Origin of the sequence: Pseudomonas sp. BF-R-01 (assembly GCF_019946615.1) — a bacterium.
Lineage (GTDB): Bacteria > Pseudomonadota > Gammaproteobacteria > Pseudomonadales > Pseudomonadaceae > Aquipseudomonas > Aquipseudomonas migulae.
Window position 1 is genome coordinate 1 of record NZ_JAGYFX010000045.1, and the last position, 19,927, is coordinate 19,927.

23 protein-coding genes are annotated in these 19,927 nt (G+C 56.9%); 12 read left to right on the top strand and 11 right to left on the bottom strand.

Features of this window, described 5'->3' with window-relative positions:
- Positions 1-452 precede the first annotated feature (452 nt).
- The 3 genes from KGB27_RS17555 (at position 453) to KGB27_RS17565 (ending at position 2,583) form a co-directional block, all read left to right on the top strand.
- Entirely contained in the window at positions 453-1,730 is a 1,278-nt protein-coding gene (locus KGB27_RS17555; protein WP_008037779.1) for a flavohemoglobin expression-modulating QEGLA motif protein, read from the top strand.
- Positions 1,731-1,943: 213 nt separating this feature from the next.
- The gene (locus tag KGB27_RS17560) at positions 1,944-2,234 is read left to right on the top strand and encodes a hypothetical protein (protein ID WP_008035503.1); all 291 of its coding nucleotides are present in this window, start codon (positions 1,944-1,946) and stop codon (positions 2,232-2,234) included.
- 187 nt (positions 2,235-2,421) lie between these two features.
- Complete coding sequence (locus KGB27_RS17565; protein WP_008037782.1) at positions 2,422-2,583, top strand: DUF2986 domain-containing protein; 162 nt, start codon at positions 2,422-2,424, stop codon at positions 2,581-2,583.
- Between the two features lie 8 nt (positions 2,584-2,591).
- On the opposite strand, the gene KGB27_RS17570 is transcribed toward KGB27_RS17565, so the two are convergent.
- Positions 2,592-5,489, bottom strand: coding sequence for an EAL domain-containing protein (locus tag KGB27_RS17570; RefSeq protein ID WP_223555501.1), 2,898 nt, complete (start codon positions 5,487-5,489; stop codon positions 2,592-2,594).
- A 220-nt stretch (positions 5,490-5,709) separates the two neighbouring features.
- On the opposite strand from KGB27_RS17570, the gene KGB27_RS17575 reads away from it, so the two are divergent.
- The gene (locus KGB27_RS17575; protein ID WP_223555503.1) at positions 5,710-6,222 is read left to right on the top strand and encodes a GNAT family N-acetyltransferase; all 513 of its coding nucleotides are present in this window, start codon (positions 5,710-5,712) and stop codon (positions 6,220-6,222) included.
- A gap of 389 nt (positions 6,223-6,611) precedes the next feature.
- On the opposite strand, the gene KGB27_RS17580 is transcribed toward KGB27_RS17575, so the two are convergent.
- Positions 6,612-6,953 (bottom strand): hypothetical protein, encoded by a 342-nt coding sequence (locus KGB27_RS17580; RefSeq protein WP_008037788.1) that lies wholly within the window; start codon positions 6,951-6,953, stop codon positions 6,612-6,614.
- Positions 6,954-7,162: 209 nt separating this feature from the next.
- On the opposite strand from KGB27_RS17580, the gene KGB27_RS17585 reads away from it, so the two are divergent.
- The 3 genes from KGB27_RS17585 to KGB27_RS17595 all read left to right on the top strand — a co-directional run bounded on the left by KGB27_RS17585 (position 7,163) and on the right by KGB27_RS17595 (position 8,561).
- Positions 7,163-7,399 (top strand): hypothetical protein, encoded by a 237-nt coding sequence (locus KGB27_RS17585; protein ID WP_192228829.1) that lies wholly within the window; start codon positions 7,163-7,165, stop codon positions 7,397-7,399.
- A 154-nt stretch (positions 7,400-7,553) separates the two neighbouring features.
- The gene (locus KGB27_RS17590) at positions 7,554-7,772 is read left to right on the top strand and encodes a DUF4287 domain-containing protein (RefSeq protein WP_192228828.1); all 219 of its coding nucleotides are present in this window, start codon (positions 7,554-7,556) and stop codon (positions 7,770-7,772) included.
- A gap of 159 nt (positions 7,773-7,931) precedes the next feature.
- Positions 7,932-8,561, top strand: coding sequence for a LysE family translocator (locus KGB27_RS17595; protein ID WP_192420910.1), 630 nt, complete (start codon positions 7,932-7,934; stop codon positions 8,559-8,561).
- 414 nt (positions 8,562-8,975) lie between these two features.
- On the opposite strand, the gene KGB27_RS17605 is transcribed toward KGB27_RS17595, so the two are convergent.
- Positions 8,976-9,572 (bottom strand): DJ-1/PfpI family protein, encoded by a 597-nt coding sequence (locus KGB27_RS17605; protein ID WP_223555505.1) that lies wholly within the window; start codon positions 9,570-9,572, stop codon positions 8,976-8,978.
- A gap of 290 nt (positions 9,573-9,862) precedes the next feature.
- Between KGB27_RS17605 and KGB27_RS17610 the strand changes: the two genes are divergently transcribed.
- Entirely contained in the window at positions 9,863-10,261 is a 399-nt protein-coding gene (locus tag KGB27_RS17610; RefSeq protein WP_223555507.1) for a hypothetical protein, read from the top strand.
- Between the two features lie 157 nt (positions 10,262-10,418).
- On the opposite strand, the gene KGB27_RS17615 is transcribed toward KGB27_RS17610, so the two are convergent.
- Positions 10,419-11,273: a LysR family transcriptional regulator gene (locus KGB27_RS17615; protein ID WP_223437792.1), complete on the bottom strand. Its 855-nt coding sequence runs from the start codon at positions 11,271-11,273 to the stop codon at positions 10,419-10,421.
- 96 nt (positions 11,274-11,369) lie between these two features.
- On the opposite strand from KGB27_RS17615, the gene KGB27_RS17620 reads away from it, so the two are divergent.
- Positions 11,370-12,011, top strand: a complete 642-nt coding sequence (locus KGB27_RS17620; RefSeq protein WP_223452698.1) for an FMN-dependent NADH-azoreductase — start codon at positions 11,370-11,372, stop codon at positions 12,009-12,011.
- Positions 12,012-12,076: 65 nt separating this feature from the next.
- Here the strand turns inward: KGB27_RS17620 and KGB27_RS17625 are convergent, their stop codons facing one another.
- On the bottom strand, positions 12,077-12,871 hold the full coding sequence (locus KGB27_RS17625; protein WP_317850719.1) for a hypothetical protein: 795 nt from the start codon (positions 12,869-12,871) through the stop codon (positions 12,077-12,079).
- Between the two features lie 386 nt (positions 12,872-13,257).
- Positions 13,258-13,881: a glutathione S-transferase family protein gene (locus KGB27_RS17630; protein WP_223555511.1), complete on the bottom strand. Its 624-nt coding sequence runs from the start codon at positions 13,879-13,881 to the stop codon at positions 13,258-13,260.
- 295 nt (positions 13,882-14,176) lie between these two features.
- Between KGB27_RS17630 and KGB27_RS17635 the strand changes: the two genes are divergently transcribed.
- The gene (locus tag KGB27_RS17635; RefSeq protein WP_223555513.1) at positions 14,177-15,040 is read left to right on the top strand and encodes an OST-HTH/LOTUS domain-containing protein; all 864 of its coding nucleotides are present in this window, start codon (positions 14,177-14,179) and stop codon (positions 15,038-15,040) included.
- Between the two features lie 141 nt (positions 15,041-15,181).
- Here the strand turns inward: KGB27_RS17635 and KGB27_RS17640 are convergent, their stop codons facing one another.
- The 4 genes from KGB27_RS17640 to KGB27_RS17655 form a co-directional block, all read right to left on the bottom strand.
- The gene (locus KGB27_RS17640) at positions 15,182-15,511 is read right to left on the bottom strand and encodes an antibiotic biosynthesis monooxygenase family protein (protein ID WP_223555515.1); all 330 of its coding nucleotides are present in this window, start codon (positions 15,509-15,511) and stop codon (positions 15,182-15,184) included.
- Positions 15,512-15,552: 41 nt separating this feature from the next.
- Complete coding sequence (locus tag KGB27_RS17645) at positions 15,553-16,527, bottom strand: zinc-dependent alcohol dehydrogenase family protein (protein WP_223555518.1); 975 nt, start codon at positions 16,525-16,527, stop codon at positions 15,553-15,555.
- 62 nt (positions 16,528-16,589) lie between these two features.
- Positions 16,590-16,892, bottom strand: a complete 303-nt coding sequence (locus KGB27_RS17650; protein WP_168232933.1) for an ArsR/SmtB family transcription factor — start codon at positions 16,890-16,892, stop codon at positions 16,590-16,592.
- A gap of 271 nt (positions 16,893-17,163) precedes the next feature.
- Positions 17,164-17,733, bottom strand: coding sequence for a YSC84-related protein (locus KGB27_RS17655; protein ID WP_223555520.1), 570 nt, complete (start codon positions 17,731-17,733; stop codon positions 17,164-17,166).
- Positions 17,734-18,246: 513 nt separating this feature from the next.
- Between KGB27_RS17655 and KGB27_RS17660 the strand changes: the two genes are divergently transcribed.
- Positions 18,247-18,519, top strand: a complete 273-nt coding sequence (locus tag KGB27_RS17660; protein ID WP_223451898.1) for a hypothetical protein — start codon at positions 18,247-18,249, stop codon at positions 18,517-18,519.
- Between the two features lie 166 nt (positions 18,520-18,685).
- Here KGB27_RS17660 and KGB27_RS17665 read toward each other — a convergent pair whose 3' ends face one another.
- Positions 18,686-19,342, bottom strand: a complete 657-nt coding sequence (locus KGB27_RS17665; RefSeq protein ID WP_032832406.1) for a TetR/AcrR family transcriptional regulator — start codon at positions 19,340-19,342, stop codon at positions 18,686-18,688.
- A gap of 129 nt (positions 19,343-19,471) precedes the next feature.
- Between KGB27_RS17665 and KGB27_RS17670 the strand changes: the two genes are divergently transcribed.
- A complete protein-coding gene (locus KGB27_RS17670; RefSeq protein WP_223555522.1) occupies positions 19,472-19,897 on the top strand; it encodes a hypothetical protein in 426 nt (141 codons plus the stop codon).
- Positions 19,898-19,927: the final 30 nt, after the last annotated feature.

Genomic DNA, 19,927 nt, shown 5'->3' on the forward strand with positions numbered 1-19,927 from the left:
GTGATGCTGATAATCTTGTTGACTATCAGTCTGACTCCACAAGCACCCACACGAATTGCTTGATTCAGTTGTTAAAGAGCGGTTGGTTAAGATCTTTCGTCTCAACCGAGGCGCGCATTCTACAGCGCCTTTCATCAAACTGCAACCTTAAAAGTTGATGATTTTTCTTAACTAAATCAACAACTTAAACCAGAACCAGCAGCGAACTGCTCGTTAGCGGGAGGCGAATAGTACAGTATTAAAATACGTGGTCAACCCCTGAGTGGAAATTCTTTTTCCACACCAAAGATCCCTGGCTGCCACCGTCAGCCCTGGCCCGATAATCGTCTTATATAAGAAGCAGGAAGGTTCAGTCACCCGTGAACAACAGGGGGCCTCCTGATCGGTTACAACGCACCGCATCGGAACGACTAAGCTTTTTCGAATGAACCTCGTCTTTCAAGGGTGACTCCATGAGCAGCGCCCCCCTGTCTGAACTCGATGCCGCTCTACCCGGTCTGGCTCGCAAGATCCGCGTACTGAATGCCCTGTCCTGGCCGGATGGCGTCGAGGACGTTTTCCTGGCGCATTGGCGTAACGGGAAAGCCGAATTGCCCAGAGTCGAATTGCGCCCCCGCGACCACAGCGCCGACATCGCCGCTCTGGAAGCCTTTATAGGACGCTGCGATCAGGGGCACCCAGCCGGGCACTATCTCGCCATGACTGCGCGCAGTTATGCCACGGCCGGACGCATGCTGGGGGCGATTGGCACTCCCGCCTTCACTCAATACTCATCCGCGCTGTACCGACGCCCGGATTTCTATTATCCGAGCCAGAAACTCAGCATGCTGGACGCGGCCAATTTTTTTCTCACCACCACCGACGCCCTATTGGGTGGCGCCCGGATTCCACCGACTCAGGCTGAGATCCCGGCCGAGGTCTTCGCCGCCTGGATGCAGCCGGAGCTGGACCGTTTCTTCGGCGAGGGCCGGGTCACGGTCGTGCTCGACCCGACGCTGGCTGCCAAGGCGATCGCCGGGGCAAGCCGTATACGCCTGCGTACCGGTGCCCTGTTCTCTGAACTGGACAAGAATCAGTTATTGCAGCATGAGGCCTTCGTGCATGTTGCTACCGCACAAAATGGCGCGCTCCAGCCCAACCTCAAAAGCCTGGGTTTGGGGGCTCCACGCACGACCCAAACCCAGGAAGGCATTGCCACCCTGGCAGAACTGTTCACTGGCAGCATGGACATCAACCGCCTGCGCCGCCTGGCCCTGCGCGTGCTTGCGGTCCAGCAGGCGCTGGACGGCGCCGATTTCATACAGGTATTCGAGGGGTTTCTCGCCGCAGGCCAGTCACAAGAGGAGTCCTTCCGCTCAACCCAACGGGTCTTCCGTGGCGCCGACCTGCGTGGTGGCTCGGCGTTTACCAAGGATGCCGCTTACCTGACGGGATTGCTGGGCGTCCATACCCTGTTGCGCATCGCGATCCGCGACAATCGACCGGAACTGGTGGGTCATTTGTTTGCCGGACGCCTCAGTCTGGCCGATACCGTACGCCTGGCGCCTCTATTTGAATCTGGCTGGCTCCAGGGCCCCACCCATCTACCGGCCTGGGCCTGCGATTTACGTCTGCTCGCCGCCAACCTGGCCTTCTCCGCTTTTATTGCCCAGATAAAACTGGATGTGCTCGATCTGGAGGTGCTCATGACATTTGCAGACGAACACGAAAACGATGCCAGCGCCCTGTGATCATGGGGCACCTGCCAATTGACTCGATTGAGTTTCACGGAAATATCCTGACCGCGGCGCAGCAATCAGCCAGAAGCGGCCGGTGGTCGTTGCACTTCGCCAGTAGCCGGCGTGTGGCTAAGCTTAATTAATCGGGGTGAATTGAAACCTGAGAGATAGCGGCCATCAGCGAATCTGGACAGGCATCAAGACGGCGCCCCATAGGAGACGACTATGTATGCGGTGATAAGAACCTACTTGGGTACTGGAGCAAAACAGCTTTTCGAGCTTTTGGAAGAGCGCAAGACCGACGTTGAAGCGACCCTGCGGACAGTGCCGGGCCTCGTAAGCTACACGCTGCTGAATACGGGTGATGGTGGTACGTCGGTAACGGTTTGCACGGACAAGGCCGGCAGCGATGCGAGCTTGAAAGTCGCAAGCGAGTGGATCAAGAAAAATGCATCAAGTATCCACGCGTCCCCGCCGATCGTAACGGAAGGTCCGGTTATCGTGCAGATCAAGTAACGCGCCCTTGCGATTGATCTCGCGACACCGTCGCTGTCGCAGGTTTTGTATGCTTGTCTGGCGCAAATGTGATCGTCCGCAAACCATCAGATTGGGTTTGATTGCGGTGTAAGCCCGTGTCTCACCCCTAGGCTTCGTGTGCAAACCTCTGCCATCATTCAAGCATTCACAAGCCGAGTAGAAATACATGAATCGTCAGAAAAAAATAAAGCAGCTATTAAAGGCTCACGCCAAAAAGGCCAGTGCCAAACTGGCACCGCAAAACAAGTCTAAATACATCAGCAAAGCTGACCGATTGAAACTGGCCGCTGAATCCGCTCAAGACGCAATCACGCCCTCTGAGGGCTGATCCAGCCCCTAACGAACCATCAACGAACTCGCCAACAACGCCTCCAACCCCATCGGCTTCGCAAAGTAATAACCCTGAGCCTGCCCTGCGCCCATTTCGCGTAGCAAGACCAGCGTCGCTTCATCCTCGACACCTTCGGCCACAACGCTGAGGTCCAGCGATTCGGCCATCCGCACAATCGCCCGGACGATCGCGCGACTGCGAGGGCTGGTGGTCAGTTCGAGGATGAACGATTTGTCGATCTTCAAACCGCTGAAGCGGTACTGATGCACGTAGCTCAGGGATGAAAACCCGGCACCGAAGTCATCGAGCACCACCGACATGCCGTTGTCGGCCAATTGCTGCATGGTCAGCCGGGCAATCGCCGGCTCCGCCACCAGTGCACCCTCGGTCAACTCCAGGCAGATCCGCGAGGGCTCGACCCCGTATCGCGCCAACAGCGCAAGCACATCATTGGCAAAGTCCGGGCGCGTCATGCTGTAGCTGGAGCAATTGACGTGCACCGCCGGCCAATTGGCGTGTTCGGGTTGGGCGAGGATCGCGGCGATGCTGGTCAGCATGTACAGGTCCAGTCGGCCAATCAGGCGCAGACCCTCGACATCCGGCAGAAACTCGCCCGGCGCGATCACCCGGCCGCCCGGCTGATGCCAGCGGATCAGTGCTTCAAGGGCCAACAGTTCGCCGCTTTCGACACTGACTATCGGCTGGAAATACGGCAACAGTTCGTCGGTGCGTTTGAGCGCGTTGCGCAAGGCCCCTTCCCGCTCAACCTGGTCCGAGACTTCACGGCGCACTTCCTGATTGAACACTGCGTAGCTGTCGCGCCCGGCGCTCTTGACCCGGTACATCGCCGCATCGGCATCGCGCAGCAAGTCGGCGGGTTCCTGATGGAACTGACTGTCGGCGCTGACAATTCCGATACTGCAGGACGAAAACACTTCATAGCCATTGATCAGGAACGGCAAGTCGAACGCCACCAGAATCCGTTCGGCGATGTCGATTACCACCTCCAGCGGCGCCTCGGGAGCCAGCACGGAAAACTCATCGCCCCCCAGGCGCGCGAGCATGTCGCTGTCGCGCAGACAACCACGCAAACGGTGGGCGGCCTGCATCAATAGCAGGTCGCCAAAATGGTGGCCGAGGCTGTCATTGACCATCTTGAAACGGTCGAGGTCGATGAACATCACTGCCAGGTGCCCGCCTTCGCTGCCGAACTGCGACCAGGCCAGATTGAGGCGCTGTTGCAGGTAGGTACGATTCGGTAGCCCGGTCAGCGCATCGTGGGAGTTTTCGTGTTGCAACTTGGCATTGGCGTGATCGAGCTCGCGGGTGCGGTTCTGCACCCGGGCTTCCAGCTTGAGGTTGGCGGCATGGATCGCTTCGGCGGCCGTGCGGCGCGACAAGGCTGTATCGATGTGCCGGGACACGAACGTCAGCAGTTCCTGGTCGCGCAGGGTATAGCGCACTTGCGAGGTATAGCTTTGCACCGCGAGTACGCCACGCACCACATCGCCATCGAACAATGGAATGCCCAGCCAGGAGTAAGATCGGAAGTACGCTTCGGCCAGTTCGATGTCGCCGTGCGCAGACAATCGCTCAGCTTCGTCGGCATCAATCAGGCAAGGTCGACGCTGACGGATAACGTACTCGGTCAAGCCCCGGCGCCCTCGCCGGGCCGCTGGGCAGGCCGTCTGCCGCTCATCGACATAATACGGAAAGGTCACTTCAGTGGTCGCGTCGTCGAACAGCGCAATATAGAAGTTCCGCGCGAACAGCAGATCACCGACGATGCCATGCAAGGTTTGAAACAATTCAGCCATGTCGCCAGGCCGACTGGAGAGTTCAGCGATCTGGAACAGCGCGCTCTGCAGATGTTCGGCGCGCTCTCGCTCTGCCACTTCCTGCCTCAAGGCGTCGTTGAGCGCCGAGAGCTCCAGGGTACGACGCATCACCGTCGCTTCCAGATCCTCGCGGTGCAGAATCCGGTCCAGCGCCATGGCCACGTGGCGGGCCACCACCAGAAACAACGCGCGGTCCTCGGCGCTGTAGGTACGAGAAACGTCGTAGACCTGCATCGCCAGCATGCCAAACACCTCGTCCGAGGCATTTTTCAACGGGGCGCCCATCCAGAATTCGGGACGATCACCCACGCAGTAAAAACGGTCTTCGGCCTGAGCCGCGAGAATGCCGGCGGCGTCGATCAGCAACGGCTGGCCGCTGGTCAATACCTGGCCGGTCAACGAAAGATGCGAAGGGTCAAGGTATTCGTAATGCGAGGACTCCACGGCATCAACGTCAATGATGTCGACGTAATACGGGTAGTCGATCTTGCCGCTGTGCGGGTCATACAGCGCGAGATAGAAGTTCTCGGCGTCGATCAGGCTCGCCAGTAACTGGTGAACTCCCACCAGGAACACTGACCGGTCGCGGGTCGAACTGGCCAGGTAGGTAATTTCATACAGCACACGCTGAGTAATCTGCGCGCGGGCCAGGGTATTGGTCTGCACCTGAAGGCCCAGGCGCTGGGCAAAACCGGCGAGCGCCGGTTCTTCGGCCTCGGCGATTGGCGCAAGCAGCCAACCCAGCACACTTTCGCCGCTGCCGGTCGGCCAGCGGTGCAAGTGCCGGGTCTGGCAAAAGGCATCGAACTGTTCATTCGCAACACTTGACGGCCATTGCGCCTGTGGGTCGCCCTGCCCGACCAAATGCATCTGTTCACCGGCACGGTAAACGACCCACGCGGTGGTGTGCGTCCAGTTGCGCGCCGAGTTCAGTAAGTGTTCGATCGTATACTCGTTGCCAGCGCAGGTCATGCCGACAGTATCCGAATTCCCTTTAAGCTCAGAGGCGACAATATCGCAATCGTTCGATTGCCGCGGGAAGTCGGTCAAAGGACGAAAACTCATCAACGCTCCCTGAGCCAGAAACTGGCGATACTCACTTACTGGTTACTAGCAATGCGCCAGTGAGCTTCCCGTTTATAGAGTTTTTATTCAATAGGTTTTTTCGAATTGTGAGTTGCTTGCTCAACAGGTCATTCTTTACGGGCGCCAACTCGGCAAACGACTGACAAGTGTGCCTCTGCACCCTTATCCAAGTAGTTCCACCAGGAAAAGGAGCGTCCTTATGGAGACCGTCACAATTCGTACCCTGCAAAACACTGATGCTGAGGCATTGCTGACGTTTGAAAGGGACAATCGCGAGTGGTTCGAGCGCCACATTGAGCCACGCGGTGCTGCTTTCTATTCGGTGCAGGGTGTCACCGAGCACATTGCAGCCTATTTATCTGATTATGCCGCCGGCACCTCGCACCCCTTTGTCATCGTAAACGCTGGGGGGGAAATAGTGGGCCGGGCGAACCTCAAAGACATCGACATGTCCGCCCGGTCGGCAGAAGTCGGCTATCGGATCGCTCAAAGTGCTTGCGCAAAAGGACTGGCGACGCGGGCGGTTAGGCATTTGATCGAGCAAGCGCAGTTACGTTGGGACCTTAATCAACTGGTTGCCAACGTTTACGTCGACAATATCGGCTCGGCAAAAGTGCTCGAACGCTGTGGCTTTGTAATTGAACAGACATCTCTGCAAGCAGGGGCAAACCAGAAGTATCGGTTTGGCCTTTCGATTCAGACGAGTGAATGATGGGTCAATAAAAGTCCCGAAAACGTCTCAAGATTCAGGCCGCAAGGCGAGCTAACGCTCGACCTCGTTGTTTGAGGGTGTATGCGTTCCCCTGTAGGAGCCGGCTTGCCGGCGATGGACTCAAGTACCCCGCGTTTAACCAACTCTTACGCGTTATCGTTAACGACCATCGCCAGCAAGCCGGCTCCTACAGGTTTTGCGCTTATCCCAAATCCAGTTCAGCTAAACGACGTCGAATTTGCGGGAACTAGTATTTCGCCGTTCTTGTTTCTGTCCCCGGGATTTCGTGTAGAACAAAAAAAGCCCCGCAACCAAATGGGCTGCGGGGTAAAAAATTGGTTGGTTGCGGCCAACCAAAGGAGCTCTGTAGAAAGCGTTACGGGCCGGGGTCAGATGCAGTCCTGTGCGGCGCGTTCAAAACTTGAAGGCAGCAGGTTCGAAGCCAGCAAGTGCCGCTCGTAGATGAACACCTTGCCGCCATTCCCGGCCTTGTAGGCTTCCAGCACGTTGTCTGCCGAGACTTTGCTCGGCACCACGATCCGGTAGCTGCGCTGGGTTTGCGAGACGGTCGGGTTCAACGCATGGCTCTGCAATTTCGGTACGACGCAATCGGCGTATTGGGCTGGGGTCTTGCTGGTCTGCAAGGTCAGGGTCGGGTCGTTCGGCGCGGAGGCGCAACCGGCCAGCAACAAAGAGCCAATCGCCATGGCGGGTACAAATAAAGAGCGCATCGGTCTTATCCAGAAAATAAAAGCTTCGGTTCATCCAGCAGCGGGACTGCGTCACGGTGCGTGTTCGTTGGAGGTGATTTTCCGCCTATAACCAACAAAGCAGAACTTGTGTTTCGTAATGGTCACTATTACCTCTAGCAATAGTTGCGCGCCGTGCAGATGGGTACACACTCTGAATCACCACTAAAAAAATTGATGAGGATCTATCCTTGAGAACTTTTGACCTGATCCGCGATGCCGTTTTGCCCGACTTCCGCGACCGGGTGGCCGAGTACCTGGTCCAATACGAAACCGTATTGTTGGGCGAACACGCGCCCGACCCGGAACTTGTGCGGGCCACCGCCAATCAGTTGCGCGGTTATTTACGCGGGTTGAACACCACGCGGGTGCTGGGCATGGCGGACTGGGAGGAGCTGGATCGGCGGGTGGTGAATACGTGGCTTTAGCGCCGCACGCCTCGACCGGCGGATCGGCATCCATCGAATGACTTTCTATACTGCTGTCGAATCCGGAAAGACGCAGGATTTGCCGTCATCGTAGTCGTGGTTCTCTCTGGGTAATGTCTCCCGATAGTTCTCAAGCAAAAAAGGAGTTTGCGTCATGACCGACGATCCAAAAGTAAAAGGACCCGCGTCGTACTTTCCCTCTATTGAAAAAAAGTATGGGCAGCCAATCACCCACTGGCTAACCCTGCTCAAGACAGTCAACGGCAAGAAGCATATGGAGATGGTTGCGTTGCTCAAAACTGAACACGGCATGGGCCATGGCCATGCCAACGCGTTGGTTGCGTACTTTTTAGCGAGCACTAAAACCGACTGACGAGACTGATGCAGCACAGGGCGCTCGATGCACCCGCTTGCGGCTCAAGCCAACCGGGCGCCATACACCTGACTGTTGCTATCAAATCCACCTCCACTGTATCTGCTTCAACCCAATGACTACGGTTAGCCTTGTTTCTCATCCAGGGGAGTTTGCGCTATGCCGGACGCCACCAACCTTTACCTGTTCACTGTCGCCGCCCTGCTGTTGCTGATCGTGCCTGGCCCGAACATGGCCATCGTCACCAGCCATGCCGTTGCCCATGGCTGGCGTGCCGGTTTCGCCGCCGCATTGGGAATAACCCTGGCCGACGTGCTGATGACCGCCATGGTCAGCGCGGGGCTCGGTGCGCTGGTGATGAGTTGGGCGCCGGCATTTGATTTGCTGCGGTGGGCCGGGGCTTGCTATCTGATGTGGCTGGCGTGGAAGGCATTGAGCACTCCACCAGCGGACGCGGATGCTCAACCTGCATTGGCATCGCGGCGCAAGATCTTCATCCGGGCGACCCTCAACAGCCTGTTGAATCCCAAGGCGCTGTTGTTCTTCATGGTATTCCTGCCGCAATTCGTCACCCTGGGAACCAGCAGCGTCACGGTGCAACTGATGGTATTAGGTGTGTTGCTTGCGCTGATCGCTTTGATCTTTCATTCCCTGCTCAGCGTCTGTGCCGGGCAGCTACATGGGCGCCTGCGTGGGGGCAAAATCTCCAGCCGCCTGGGTGCTTATGGCTTCGCTGTCGTAATGACGGCGCTGGCGGTACGTTTGCTGGTGCTGAACCGGACAGCCTGAAGCGGTCGCATCGAAATCGCTCAATAGTTGTCTCACTCGCCGAGGCCGCCTTTTACTGCGCCATCCAAAACCTGCACACTTGTCGGCTTTTTTCGCGACAGGAAGTCTCCCCCATGCAACGGATTGTCATTCTGGGCAATGCCGGTAGCGGCAAATCTACCCTCGCCCTGACCTTGCAGTAGGTTGTACAGAGAAGCTCGACCGGGCATTCCTGTGGTGCACTTGCGCGGTTACCGGCAGATTCGCGCCTTTCTCGATAGCTTGCCCGTAGCGTCGGGAGTCTGCCTTGAATAAAGGGAGGGGGACTTTCGCTATCCCGGGAGTTGATCCGTGTATGCCCGGCAGAGGGTTATGAGAGAGAACCTACGGTTACGAACGACTGGTTGCTATCGCCATTAGCGGCCATTGCCCGCCTTAAATAAACTGCGAAATATTCGCCATCGCACGCGTTATGTAAATGTCCTTCTCCCCCACGGGAGCAACATAATGAAGTGCACTGCGTGCGGCCTCCTCACCTGCAAGACGTGAGATGAACCAAGCGGCAAGATACTGCGACGACAAGCACCCGCCAGCCGTTGCGACATTGCCCTTGGCCACGAACGGTTGATTGAGTACCGCCACACCGGCCTCTTCAACCCATGGCTTTGTGATCAGATCCGTGCAGGCCGGAACGTCGTCCAGCAGGCCCAGTTTTGCAAGTATGAGCGTGCCCGAGCACTGGGCGCCCAGGAGTTGGCGCGCAGGATCAAGCTTCAGGCGAGACATCAGCACGGCATTCGCGACGACGTCCCGGGTCATTCTCCCACTGCCCACCAGCACGGCGTCCGCACCGCATGCGTCCTCCAACGACATCTGCGCCTCGATCATCAGGCCGTTCATCGACAGCACTTTGTCTGTGGGGCTGGCGATAGACACTCGCCAACCAGGCTGTTGAACCCGGTTGAGGATGCCGAACGAGATGAGCGAATCAAGTTCGTGAAAGCCTTCAAAGGTAAGGATAGCGATATGCATTTGAGCCTCATACCAGAGAAATCTTGTGGTCCATCGTAAAACCAAACAACCAATACACTCAAAAAATTGTAATGGATACGCTCTGTACTGATTACGAACGTGGGCACAGGCAAACCTCAAAGGGGCCGAACACTCAGGCCGTTAGCTATTTAAACAGCGCCGCCCTAGAACTTTTCCCTATTTACAGGTCTATGTGGACAGGCACATTCGCTCGGTAAGCGCTAACTCGCAGGCTTCCCGCAGCCAGATGGCTACACATCAACATGTCAATTCAGAGGTTGTCTTCGCTCATGAAATTCCATGACCTACGGATGGTGCTCTTCGGCCTGTTCGCGTTCGCGGCAGTGGGCTCGGCATCAGCAACACAGATGAAGACCTCAACCCCTGTTTTCGCACCTGAAGTGGCGGCCGTTCAGGCGCCGGCCCAGGCTGCGGGCAGCCCTTGGCCGACCGTGGCCAGTATGGCCGGCAACCAGCCAGGGCCGTTGCTTGCCCATGATGACCGATACTGGCATGACGACCGTTGGCATGATCGTAGAGACAATTGGCGCCGAGACGACTGGCGTAGAGAACAGTGGCGTAGAGAGCAAGCCCGCCGGGATGCCGAACGCCATCGTTATTGGGAGCGTCACCAGGATCGGTCCATGCGGCACCGCTACGAGGACGATCGCCGCTACTATCGTCGCTAAATCCGCCTGTAACACCTGGCTGTAGAAATCAGGCTGAAAACCTCGACGAAGTACGAATCGGATGTTCGCTCAGTGCTTCCCAAACGAAGTCTGAGCGTCCGCAACCAATGAAGGTCATCGACCAGGCGCATTCAATGTCTGGCCTTTGAAATGACCGTTAAGCCCTGCGCGTGGAGCAATACTCCACGATGAGCTGAGTAACCGCCGCCACCATCGCCTGATCCGCTTCAGGCGAAGTAAACAGCCGAAACTCTGCATCCGGCAACTCCGGCAACCCTTGTTCAGCCCCAAGAACCACCAGCCCTTGCCCCAACTGACTGAGTGTCATGGGCGCAACCGCGAAGCCTGCAAGCGCCGCAGCCCGCAACCCGGCGGTGCTGCTGCATAACATCGCGGTGCGTTGGGCGATCCCCGCCTGAGCCAGTCGCTTCAACGCAACCTCGCGATAAGGGCACGGCTCGGGGAACAGGGCCAGCGGCAACGGCGTCGGTAACCGGGTGACGGGTTGCGCCGACCAGGCCCACACCAGCGGCTCTTGCCACAACAACTTCCCCGCATCGCTGGTTTCGCACAGTGAGCCGATGACCAACTCCAGATGCCCTTGCTTCATCAGCGCCAGCAACGTGCCGGGAATGCTCACCTGCACGTCGATCTCCATCCCAGGGTACTGCGCCGCGAAATCCTGAAAAGCGCGCAGTAGTCGAGATTCGACAAAGTCCTCGGACACCCCGATCCGCAGTCGCCCGTGAAATGGCGTACGCGTCAGTTCCGCCCAGGCATCACGGTTCAGCACAAGGATCGTGCGCGCATAAGAAAGCAAGCGCTCGCCATCGGGCGTCAATTGCTGGGAACGGGTGGTACGCGTCAACAGGGGTTTACCAATCTGTTCTTCCAATCGCCGCACATGGCCGCTGACCGCAGACTGAGTCAGGTGCAGCTTTTGCGCTGCACGGCTGAAGCCTTCTTCGTCGACCACAGCGACAAATGTTTTGAGTAGCAGCGAATCGAACATAGTTTTATACGTGATTAATCGACTGGTAATTTACGATTTATATTTCAAATATAACTATGTTGCAATGCCTCCCTACCCCACCACTCGAGGCGTGCCATGACTACCCTGCTCCATATCGAATGCTCCCCACGCAAGCAGCGCTCGGCGTCCCTTGAAGTCGCCCGCAGCTTCATTGCGCGTTATCGAGAAAACACCCCGGACACCGACATCATCACTCTCGACCTCTGGAACATGGCGTTGCCGGAATTCGATGACCTGGCAATGGAAGCCAAATACGCAGGACTCAGCGGCACTGCCTTGACCCCGGCGCAACAAGAGGCCTGGAACACCTTGAAGGACCTGGCTGCGCACCTGCATCGCGCGGATGTACTCGTGATGTCCGTACCGCTTTGGAATTTCAGCATCCCGTACAAGCTCAAGCATTTCATCGACCTGGTATCGCAGAAAGACATCCTGTTCAGCTTCGATCCGGAACGCGGCCTGGAAGGCATGTTGCACAACAAAATCGCCGTAGTGGCGTACGCCCGAGGCCTGGATTTTTCGGCGCAGTCGATCACGCCGGCGGAACGCTTCGACTTCCAGAAGCCCTACGTGGAAGCCTGGCTGCAATTCATCGGCGTGACCGATGTGCATTCGGTGATTGTGGAAAAGACCATCCTGGGGGAAGACGTTGATCTTGATGCGCGTGAGGCTGCGACTCAACAGGCCAGAGGATTGGCAGATACTCTTTGTCGCTGACGGGTATTTATAAAGTACGGGCGCCCACTCAGGCATGTGAGCCAGAGGCAGTTTTCGACCCAATGCTACCGATGAAGGCCGGTAGAAATCGGCCAAAAGAAGTCGCAAACCCCATGACGCTTCGGGGCTTGCGACTTATTGCCAATACGTCCTTCAAACTCTCGGACGTTTGCTACGGGAATGCCTGCCGTGTTCATTGCGAAACGTGCAGGCCTAGTTTTGTACCTCAACCGCGTCGACATCCGGCGCGTCTGGTGCGTCCGGGGCGTCCGCCACATCCTCTCTGGCGGCCCTCGCCTCGACTTTGGCAGCCTCTCTGGCTGCGTTTGCCTCAGCCTTGGCAGCGTCCCTGGCCGCATCTGCAGCAGCACGGGCGGCATCTCTGGCCGCATCGGCTTCTGCTTTGGCAGCGTCCCTGGCTGCGTCGGCAGCGGCCCGGGCAGCATCTCTGGCTGCATCTGCGCCCGGTATGCCAGCAGCTTTTGCAGCGTCCCTGGCTGCATCCGCCTCGGCTCTGGCGGCGTCTCTGGCTGCATTTGCAGTAGCCCTTGCAGCATCCCGGGCTGCATCTGCATCAGCTCTGGCAGCATCTCTGGCTGCATTTGCATCGTTTCTGGCAGCGTCCCTGGCTGCATCTGCGGCATCGTTGTCATGCGCGTTGCCTGAGCCTCTGTTCCCGGCAACACCACCATGACCGTCACCGTCATGGCCTGATGCACCATGACCACCACCATCTCCATGGCCGCTGCCACCGTGACCACTGCCTCCGGAGCCTCCACTACCGGAACCACCGCCGCCACCACCGTGACCACCACCGCCTCCGCTGTTACCGCCGCCACCACCGCTGCCATCTTTGGCATACACGCTGGAGAAACTACTGATGTAATCGGGCACTAGAACAGTCGATGCCGACAGGACCCCGCCAATTGCCAGGGCCAACAAACATTTCTTGATCAGCATGATGCACCTCCGCTTGGAGTTGCGCAGTCATGTCCCTATCGAACGCAATATCCAGTGAGTTCCCGGCCGCCCATTGGAGCGGCCAGCCAACCGGCACGGCCATAAATCTGCAGCATTAACCAGCAACTGCGGTTTCCGCACGATCCCTGAGAGCCAGTCAGCATCTTTGTGTGGGACGTTACCCCACATTTTTAGATAGGTGCTGTCAGCCCGAGTTCAACAAACGAATATCTGGACTGAAGCATGCGTTGAGCAAAAACCTCTAAAACTTCCGGACGCCAACAGTTCACCGCGAGCTGAATGCCTGAAATCCCCTGACCACGCTGGGTCGAACACCCACCCTTTCATACCAGCGGCGAAGCTTGGGCAAACGCCCCCACGGGATGTCTGCCTCCACTGACGACATGATGCTGTAGGCCGCGATATCCGCGATGGAGAAACAGCTTCCCGCCATATAAGCATCAGCACTGACGAACTGTTCAGCCAACTCAACTGACGAAAGCATGCGCTCGACCAGCCGCGCAGAGCCATCGTTGAGCCCTTGGCCGCGAAGGAAGAACGCCGAATGGCCCGGTGCGATGACATCGGTCAAAAAGAAGAAGAATCGCTCATACACCGTAGCTCTGTGGCCAGCGGCACTGGGCAAGAGCCGTTCTGGAGCCTTTTCGGCAGCGTAGAAAATGATCGCGTTCGACTGAGTGAGTACAAAGGCAGGCTCATCGCCCTTTCGTTCGACCAATACCGGGACTTTTCCGGCCGGATTCAGGGAGCGATGATCCGCCCCTGTTTGCTGGCCTTTTGAAAGATCCACCAGTCGAACCGTGTACGCCAGCCCCGCTTCTTCGAGGGCGATGGCTGCCCGGATGCAATTGCCTGTGGGCGCACCGTGTAATTCCAGTAAGGCGTTCATGACGTATTTCTTCCTCCTTGCGGGCTCAGTTCAGTCATCCGCTAAAGCGCACCGACTGTCACACAAGCCAGGCCCGACGCTGCGAGTCGTCACGCATAGACGTCCCGGTTTTTTTTCGATGAAAGCCTGCACAGACGCAGCTATCGACTAATTCTTTTGAAAAAGTCCGAGCGGATTGACTCAACCTACACTGAGCTTGATAGGCGTCCGATTTACGCGTTGCAAGCCTTCCTGGCAGGGCAAGCGTAATGCGGTGAACGCTCCAGCCCTACCACTTATGCCTGAGTCGTTAATCATGGATGAAGTCACTACCGTGCCCTCGGATGATGTACCTGCTACTCAACACATCGTGCAGCGCAAGCTCGGACGCTGTCTGATGCGCGTGCAACAATACGAACGGCAGCTGAAAGCCATTGTCGCGCATTACGAACTGACCGGTCCTGCAGATCAGCTGTCTAGCATCCGCGACCAGAAGGTCGCATGTGCAAAGAAAAAGACGATGGGTACATTGATCGGGATGTTGACCGAAAGCTTTCTGACCCCGCCGCACCCAAATGAAGAAGAGTCACAGACCGAAGCCTATGTCGGTGACCAGATCTGGTTCAGGCATCAATACCAGTTGGAAATGACAGCCGAGGACTATGAGGCAATGAAGGCCGACCTCAAGGAGCTGGTTGACCTGCGAAATAACCTGGTCCACCACTTCATTGAGCGTTTCGATCTCTGGTCTGAATCGGGCTGCCAGGCGGCGGATGGTTTTCTGGAGGAAAGCTACGAAACCATCAATCGGCATTGCCTGAGTCTGCAACGTTGGGCCAAAAACATGATTGAGGCACGAGCTAAAATGGCTTCGTTTATACAAAGCCAAGCATTTGAAGATGCGCTCGACGGTATCCGAGTGGATGGCTCAGTTGATTGGCCTGATAGTGGGATTTGCTGCTGCTTACGTGAAGCAGAAACCAAGCTTGCCGAAGCTGGCTGGACTCGATTGGAAGCATCCATTCGCTGGATTGGTGGTACCTATCCAGCGCAGACGCCCAAGCGCTACGGCTGCAGCAGCTGGAGGCATGTCCTGCACGAATCAATGCAGTTCGAAATACGAAAATTCCAGGCTGATAATGAACGTACTGCCGTCTGGTATCGCAGCAAGGTCAGCTGAATGGGAAATTGAATCGTCCCTCCTTTTGTAAGCGCACTGAGTGACTGCTCCTGGCCGTTTTCTGCCTGTCGCGAAGGGCTGCATTCGACCCATAGCGGACGCTCACGACAGAAGCCTGTCGGCCAAAAGCAGTCAGTCGCTCTAGTCTACGATATCGGCAACTACTTGTTCGCCAGCAGAAAAAGCAGCCCCTTCAATGTGGTAGACCCTCGGTTCTTCCGAAAAGTATCCCTCCAGGCCCATCATGAATATCCGATGGTCATCACTCTCTTCGAAGCCCGGCGTGTGATCTTCAAGTGAAGCCCAGCGAACTATAAGGTTGAACCGCTCGGGGCTTTCAATCCCTTGCGCGAGCAAGTGTCCGCCGTAACCCTTCGCGCGGGTGAGCAATGGAGCGACCTCGGCAAATGCACGTCTGAAACTTTCAATGCATTCTTTGTGGACGGGTAGCAGAGCGATCTCGTAAATCATGGCGTTCCTCTGATATGACTTAAGCGGTTAAAAGTGCGCACTTACGAGATGAGCGATGGCTCGACTGCAATCGCGATTTTTCCTTGAATTCCGTTGTTGGGGCTTTCCAGCCGGGCATGGGCGAGCGCCATGTCGGCAAGCGAATAGACAGCGCCAACGTGTGGCCGTAGCTGACCGCGCTCTACCAATGCGCTCAGCTCATCAAGTTTGCCGCGGTTCTGTCTGGTGAAAACGAAGTGATAACTCGCGTTCTTGCCCCAGGCCTGAACAAGGTTCTGCGGCTGGGCAATGTCCACAATCGAGACCACGCGGCCGAGTTGAGCGAGCACGTCGGGGCTGCGCGTCAACGTGTTGCCGCCGATGGTGTCGAACACCACATCGACTCCGCGGCCATCCGTTTCCCGATTGATGACGTCGACGTAATCCTCCTTTTCGTAGTCGATGACCACATCGGCCCCCATGCCTCGTGCGAACTCGAAGTGTGCTTCGCGCACGGTCGTGAAGACCCGCGCTCCAATGGCCTTAGCCACCTGGATCGCGATATGACCTACGCCTCCCGCGCCGCCGTGGATCAGGATGCTTTCTCCCACTCTGAGCGCTGCACGCCCGGTCAGTGCTTCCCAAACCGTCCCGCCAACCAGAGTCAGACTTGCCGCTTCGAGATGGCTCAGCGATGGCGGCTTCTTCCCGATAATGCTTTCGGCCGCAACGTGGTATTCGGCATAACTGCCTGGCCCTTCAAATATCTGCGGGGTGTACCAGACTTCGTCTCCCGGAGCGAAGGACGTCACCCCCGGCCCGACGTCCTCGACAACCCCCGAAACGTCGTGTCCGGTAATGGCCGGTAGTTGCACCAGGTCGGAATAGTCGCCACGTCGAACCTGATAATCCAAGGGATTGATGGAGGTTGCGTGTACCCGCACCAGGACTTGTCCCGCACCCGGCACTGGCTTGGGCACGTCGCAGAGTTCGAACGATTCCGGGCCGCCAAATGACTTAAGCATCAACGCTTTCATTGTGAATCCTAGTATCGATAAAAAGGGATATCGAGATATCTCGATATCATGCGGTAAAAAAATTAGAGATCTGTCCCTATGATCTCGGCAAGCGCACTGATAGTGGCTTCATTGCGCTTGTAGTAGGTCCACTGACCGATGCGCCTGACCTCGACCAGGCCCACTCGTTGCAGCGTTGCAAGATAACCAGACACCGTTGACTGCGACAGCCCGATGCCTTCTTGAATACTACTTACGCAGACCCCCACCGTGAGAACGTCTCCTTCATCCTGCGGAGGGAAGTTCTTAACGGGGTCCTTCAGGCCTTTCAGGATTTCAAGGCGTGTAGGGTTGGAGAGGGCTTTGAATATTTCAAGTAATTCCATGAGTCTAGGATATCGAGATTTATCGATATGTCAATACGAGAGTCGAAACAGGAGGAAAAAGGCAAGGTAATGATTGTCCTTGGGGGGCTTTTTGGCGATAGGTTGAAGGCGTCGGTCGCCGACCCGACTGACCCCTATTGGCCGTTTTCTGCCTATGGCGACTGGTTGAAAACGACCCATTGCTGCCCTCCGCCAAGGGCAGCTAGGGATTGTGAATTCAGCAGGTCGATGCAACACAACTAAATTCTGTGTAAGCGACATGCAGACGGCCTCAGCGATTGAGCCTGGTAATTTTTGAACCCTGCAATCCCAGCCCGGCCATTAAGCCCTTTTGATCAAAGATGAACGCATAGACATCGGATTGAGCCGTTGAGGTAGTTATCGATTTGGCCATGCCTGAATCTACGACCACGATGCTTGGGCCCACGCCGACCTCAAATCCATTAACATTTTTCAGATCATTCATCGCTGAATAGGTCATGAAAAACATCACGTATCCAAACCGCTGCACGCCCGCCTGAAGGCCGTATGAGGCTGCTGTGGTCGCGTAGTATCCCGTCACTTTTCCGTTCTCAATCAATTCGCCTTCGCCATGGTGTGCGCCGGCGATGAGGCCCGCTTTCAGCACATCAGGGAAAACGAGGATACCCTTGGCTCGCTGCGCGAGGGCGCGCGCTTGCGGCGTTTTGGTATACAAACTCTGTAACGCCGCTTTCGCCTCGCGGTCTATTTCCGCGTTAGCAGCCATCACATCAGAGGCGGAAGTTGATTGACCCATTTGGCAGCCCGCCGTGATCGCGAGGATTGAAATCATTGCCATCATTCGAAGGTATTTGATCATGAGCAATACTCCGTTTCTGTACCTGCCATTGAGGAACCTGCGTGGCGATAGCCGTTGCGGATCAAAGACTGACGGGGTCGATCTTTCCCTTAGACTTTAATCCTAATAAGCAGTTGGTCAAATGCTATGCACATGCATGCTCCTCAGACGAAATCGACAGTCAGCTGTTGGCCGATAACACTCGCCCACGAAAGAGGCATAACGCTCCCAGGACGCTATAAAAATTCCTACACAAACCTCGGAACGCCTCACCTTGCCCGCCGTTCCGATGAAGCTTATAGTCCGCCCCGTCGCCCAAAATGGCGATTCGTGTTTGGCGACATGCGAGGGCTCTACGCTTTGTTGCAGGGGTCGCCGCACCCGCAAGGCCGCTGTAATGGCGGCTGTGCGCGGGAGGCCTTCGGGTCTGCCGGTGTTCTCTGTGCCGGTTCGCCAACCTGCGCACAGCTGCCACCCAATCGTTTGGCGACGACTGAGTGACGGCCTTTGAGCCAATCAAACAGAGATCTTCAAATGAATCGATACATGCCCCTCACCGGAATCGACCTGGTTCCGGCTTCCCTGCTCATCGACACCGAAGCTCCACTCGACGTATTGCAAGCCGCCGCTGACTACCGAATTCGCGCAGTTACTCAGGTGCTGGAGAACATCGCCTTTCGTGCCGAGATTGGTTGCGACACGGTGGTGTTGTCGGACTTCTCCAAACTGCTGGCCATTCCGTTGCGCGACGGTTGTGACTTGATGGATGTGATTGGTCGGCGATTGCGGGCGCAGACGAAGGAGTGAATGAAAGCGGGCGCTGAAGGCGCCCGTTTTTTTTCAACTATAAAAAGATCTGACATCGCTATTCTGCGGCATGACTCTTGCCTGTTATCGGCCAAAAGCCGCCACCCACATTACCTGAGCAAGCATAGGCAATTCAGTGTCGCGCAGAAGAATCCCGCAACCCGACCTATATGGAATTGCGCTTGCGCCGAGCCTCTTCATTCTCCGCCAACGCCTGACGAACCAGCGCCCTCGCCGCCCACGCGGCGGTGTCGAGTGATTCTTCGACGCTCGCGCCACTGATATCGCGCACGGCGATCAACGCCTCGGTGCCGATAACGATCGACAGCGCCTGCTTCAGTCGTTTGCGTGCGCGGGGCGAGAGCACGTCCTTCAGCGAGTCGACGATCGGTTCGATGTAGCTCATCCGGCGGCCTGGTCGCAGGGGCTCGTGGGTCTCGCTGTCGAGCCACACCGACATGAACGAACGCTCCATCACGTGCAGGCCGATCTCGTCGTCGATCAAGAGTTTGTTCAACGCGTTCGCGGCCAGGCCAATGCCCTTGACCGGGTCGTCTCCCGGTCGCCAGAAGCTCTCCAGCGGCTTCATTTCACGATCCGCCGCCGTCTCGCTGATCAATGCCTCGGTCGAGGGAAAGTAGCGATAGGCCGTGGCGCGCGAGACCATCGCGCGCTCTGCCACTTGCGCCACCGTCGGGTTTTGGCCCTCGTCGCGCAAGGCGATGGCGGCATCGATCAGCGCCTGACGCGTTCGCAGCTTCTGGTTGGCGCGGCCTTGCGGATCGCCGCCGGGTTCAGACGGGGTTGACTTCGGGATCGACATGGAATATATGAGACTCTGTCTATTCATTAGACTTGAGTCTCATAATAGGCACGCAACAATCAACCGACAAGAGGTCGCCCGTTATATTTCAGCAACTGAGCGCGCCACTGGGCGCATGAGGTGAATGCCATGAATCACAACCCCCGTTCACGGACCTGGTTTCGGCTCGCTGCCCTCTACTTCGCCATTGGCGTGATGCTGGGCGTGGCGATGGGCGCTTCCGGCGACCACTCGCTTTTCGCGGTACATGCTCATGTCAATCTGTTGGGATGGGTGTCGATGGCCCTGTTCGGCATCATCGGCACAGCGTACCCGTCAATCACCGAAGGGCGCGCGGCTACCGCACAGTTCTGGATGTACAACATTGGCGTCCCGGTAATGCTTGGCGCACTGACGCTGCGGCTCAAGGGCTTTGCTGCCATCGAGCCGTTGATTGGCGTCGCTTCCATTCTTGTTGGTTGCAGTGTGCTGTTGTTTGTGTGGCTGGTGTTCTCGCGCATCGGTGTAACGGCTATGGGTTTGAGCAGCGCAACACGTGAGTCGCGCACGTCTTGAAGTCAGCTGTCCTTACGACCGGCACACAAA

Excerpts from the sequence above, each read along its gene's own strand:
- KGB27_RS17555 (WP_008037779.1), top strand. The coding sequence starts at position 453 with ATGAGCAGCGCCCCCCTGTCTGAACTCGATGCCGCTCTACCCGGTCTG.
- KGB27_RS17560 (WP_008035503.1), top strand. The coding sequence starts at position 1,944 with ATGTATGCGGTGATAAGAACCTACTTGGGTACTGGAGCAAAACAGCTT.
- KGB27_RS17565 (WP_008037782.1), top strand. The coding sequence starts at position 2,422 with ATGAATCGTCAGAAAAAAATAAAGCAGCTATTAAAGGCTCACGCCAAA.
- KGB27_RS17570 (WP_223555501.1), bottom strand. The coding sequence starts at position 5,489 with ATGAGTTTTCGTCCTTTGACCGACTTCCCGCGGCAATCGAACGATTGC.
- KGB27_RS17575 (WP_223555503.1), top strand. The coding sequence starts at position 5,710 with ATGGAGACCGTCACAATTCGTACCCTGCAAAACACTGATGCTGAGGCA.
- KGB27_RS17580 (WP_008037788.1), bottom strand. The coding sequence starts at position 6,953 with ATGCGCTCTTTATTTGTACCCGCCATGGCGATTGGCTCTTTGTTGCTG.
- KGB27_RS17590 (WP_192228828.1), top strand. The coding sequence starts at position 7,554 with ATGACCGACGATCCAAAAGTAAAAGGACCCGCGTCGTACTTTCCCTCT.
- KGB27_RS17595 (WP_192420910.1), top strand. The coding sequence starts at position 7,932 with ATGCCGGACGCCACCAACCTTTACCTGTTCACTGTCGCCGCCCTGCTG.
- KGB27_RS17605 (WP_223555505.1), bottom strand. The coding sequence starts at position 9,572 with ATGCATATCGCTATCCTTACCTTTGAAGGCTTTCACGAACTTGATTCG.
- KGB27_RS17610 (WP_223555507.1), top strand. The coding sequence starts at position 9,863 with ATGAAATTCCATGACCTACGGATGGTGCTCTTCGGCCTGTTCGCGTTC.
- KGB27_RS17615 (WP_223437792.1), bottom strand. The coding sequence starts at position 11,273 with ATGTTCGATTCGCTGCTACTCAAAACATTTGTCGCTGTGGTCGACGAA.
- KGB27_RS17620 (WP_223452698.1), top strand. The coding sequence starts at position 11,370 with ATGACTACCCTGCTCCATATCGAATGCTCCCCACGCAAGCAGCGCTCG.
- KGB27_RS17625 (WP_317850719.1), bottom strand. The coding sequence starts at position 12,871 with ATGCCAAAGATGGCAGCGGTGGTGGCGGCGGTAACAGCGGAGGCGGTG.
- KGB27_RS17630 (WP_223555511.1), bottom strand. The coding sequence starts at position 13,881 with ATGAACGCCTTACTGGAATTACACGGTGCGCCCACAGGCAATTGCATC.
- KGB27_RS17635 (WP_223555513.1), top strand. The coding sequence starts at position 14,177 with ATGGATGAAGTCACTACCGTGCCCTCGGATGATGTACCTGCTACTCAA.
- KGB27_RS17640 (WP_223555515.1), bottom strand. The coding sequence starts at position 15,511 with ATGATTTACGAGATCGCTCTGCTACCCGTCCACAAAGAATGCATTGAA.
- KGB27_RS17645 (WP_223555518.1), bottom strand. The coding sequence starts at position 16,527 with ATGAAAGCGTTGATGCTTAAGTCATTTGGCGGCCCGGAATCGTTCGAA.
- KGB27_RS17650 (WP_168232933.1), bottom strand. The coding sequence starts at position 16,892 with ATGGAATTACTTGAAATATTCAAAGCCCTCTCCAACCCTACACGCCTT.
- KGB27_RS17655 (WP_223555520.1), bottom strand. The coding sequence starts at position 17,733 with ATGATCAAATACCTTCGAATGATGGCAATGATTTCAATCCTCGCGATC.
- KGB27_RS17660 (WP_223451898.1), top strand. The coding sequence starts at position 18,247 with ATGAATCGATACATGCCCCTCACCGGAATCGACCTGGTTCCGGCTTCC.
- KGB27_RS17665 (WP_032832406.1), bottom strand. The coding sequence starts at position 19,342 with ATGTCGATCCCGAAGTCAACCCCGTCTGAACCCGGCGGCGATCCGCAA.
- KGB27_RS17670 (WP_223555522.1), top strand. The coding sequence starts at position 19,472 with ATGAATCACAACCCCCGTTCACGGACCTGGTTTCGGCTCGCTGCCCTC.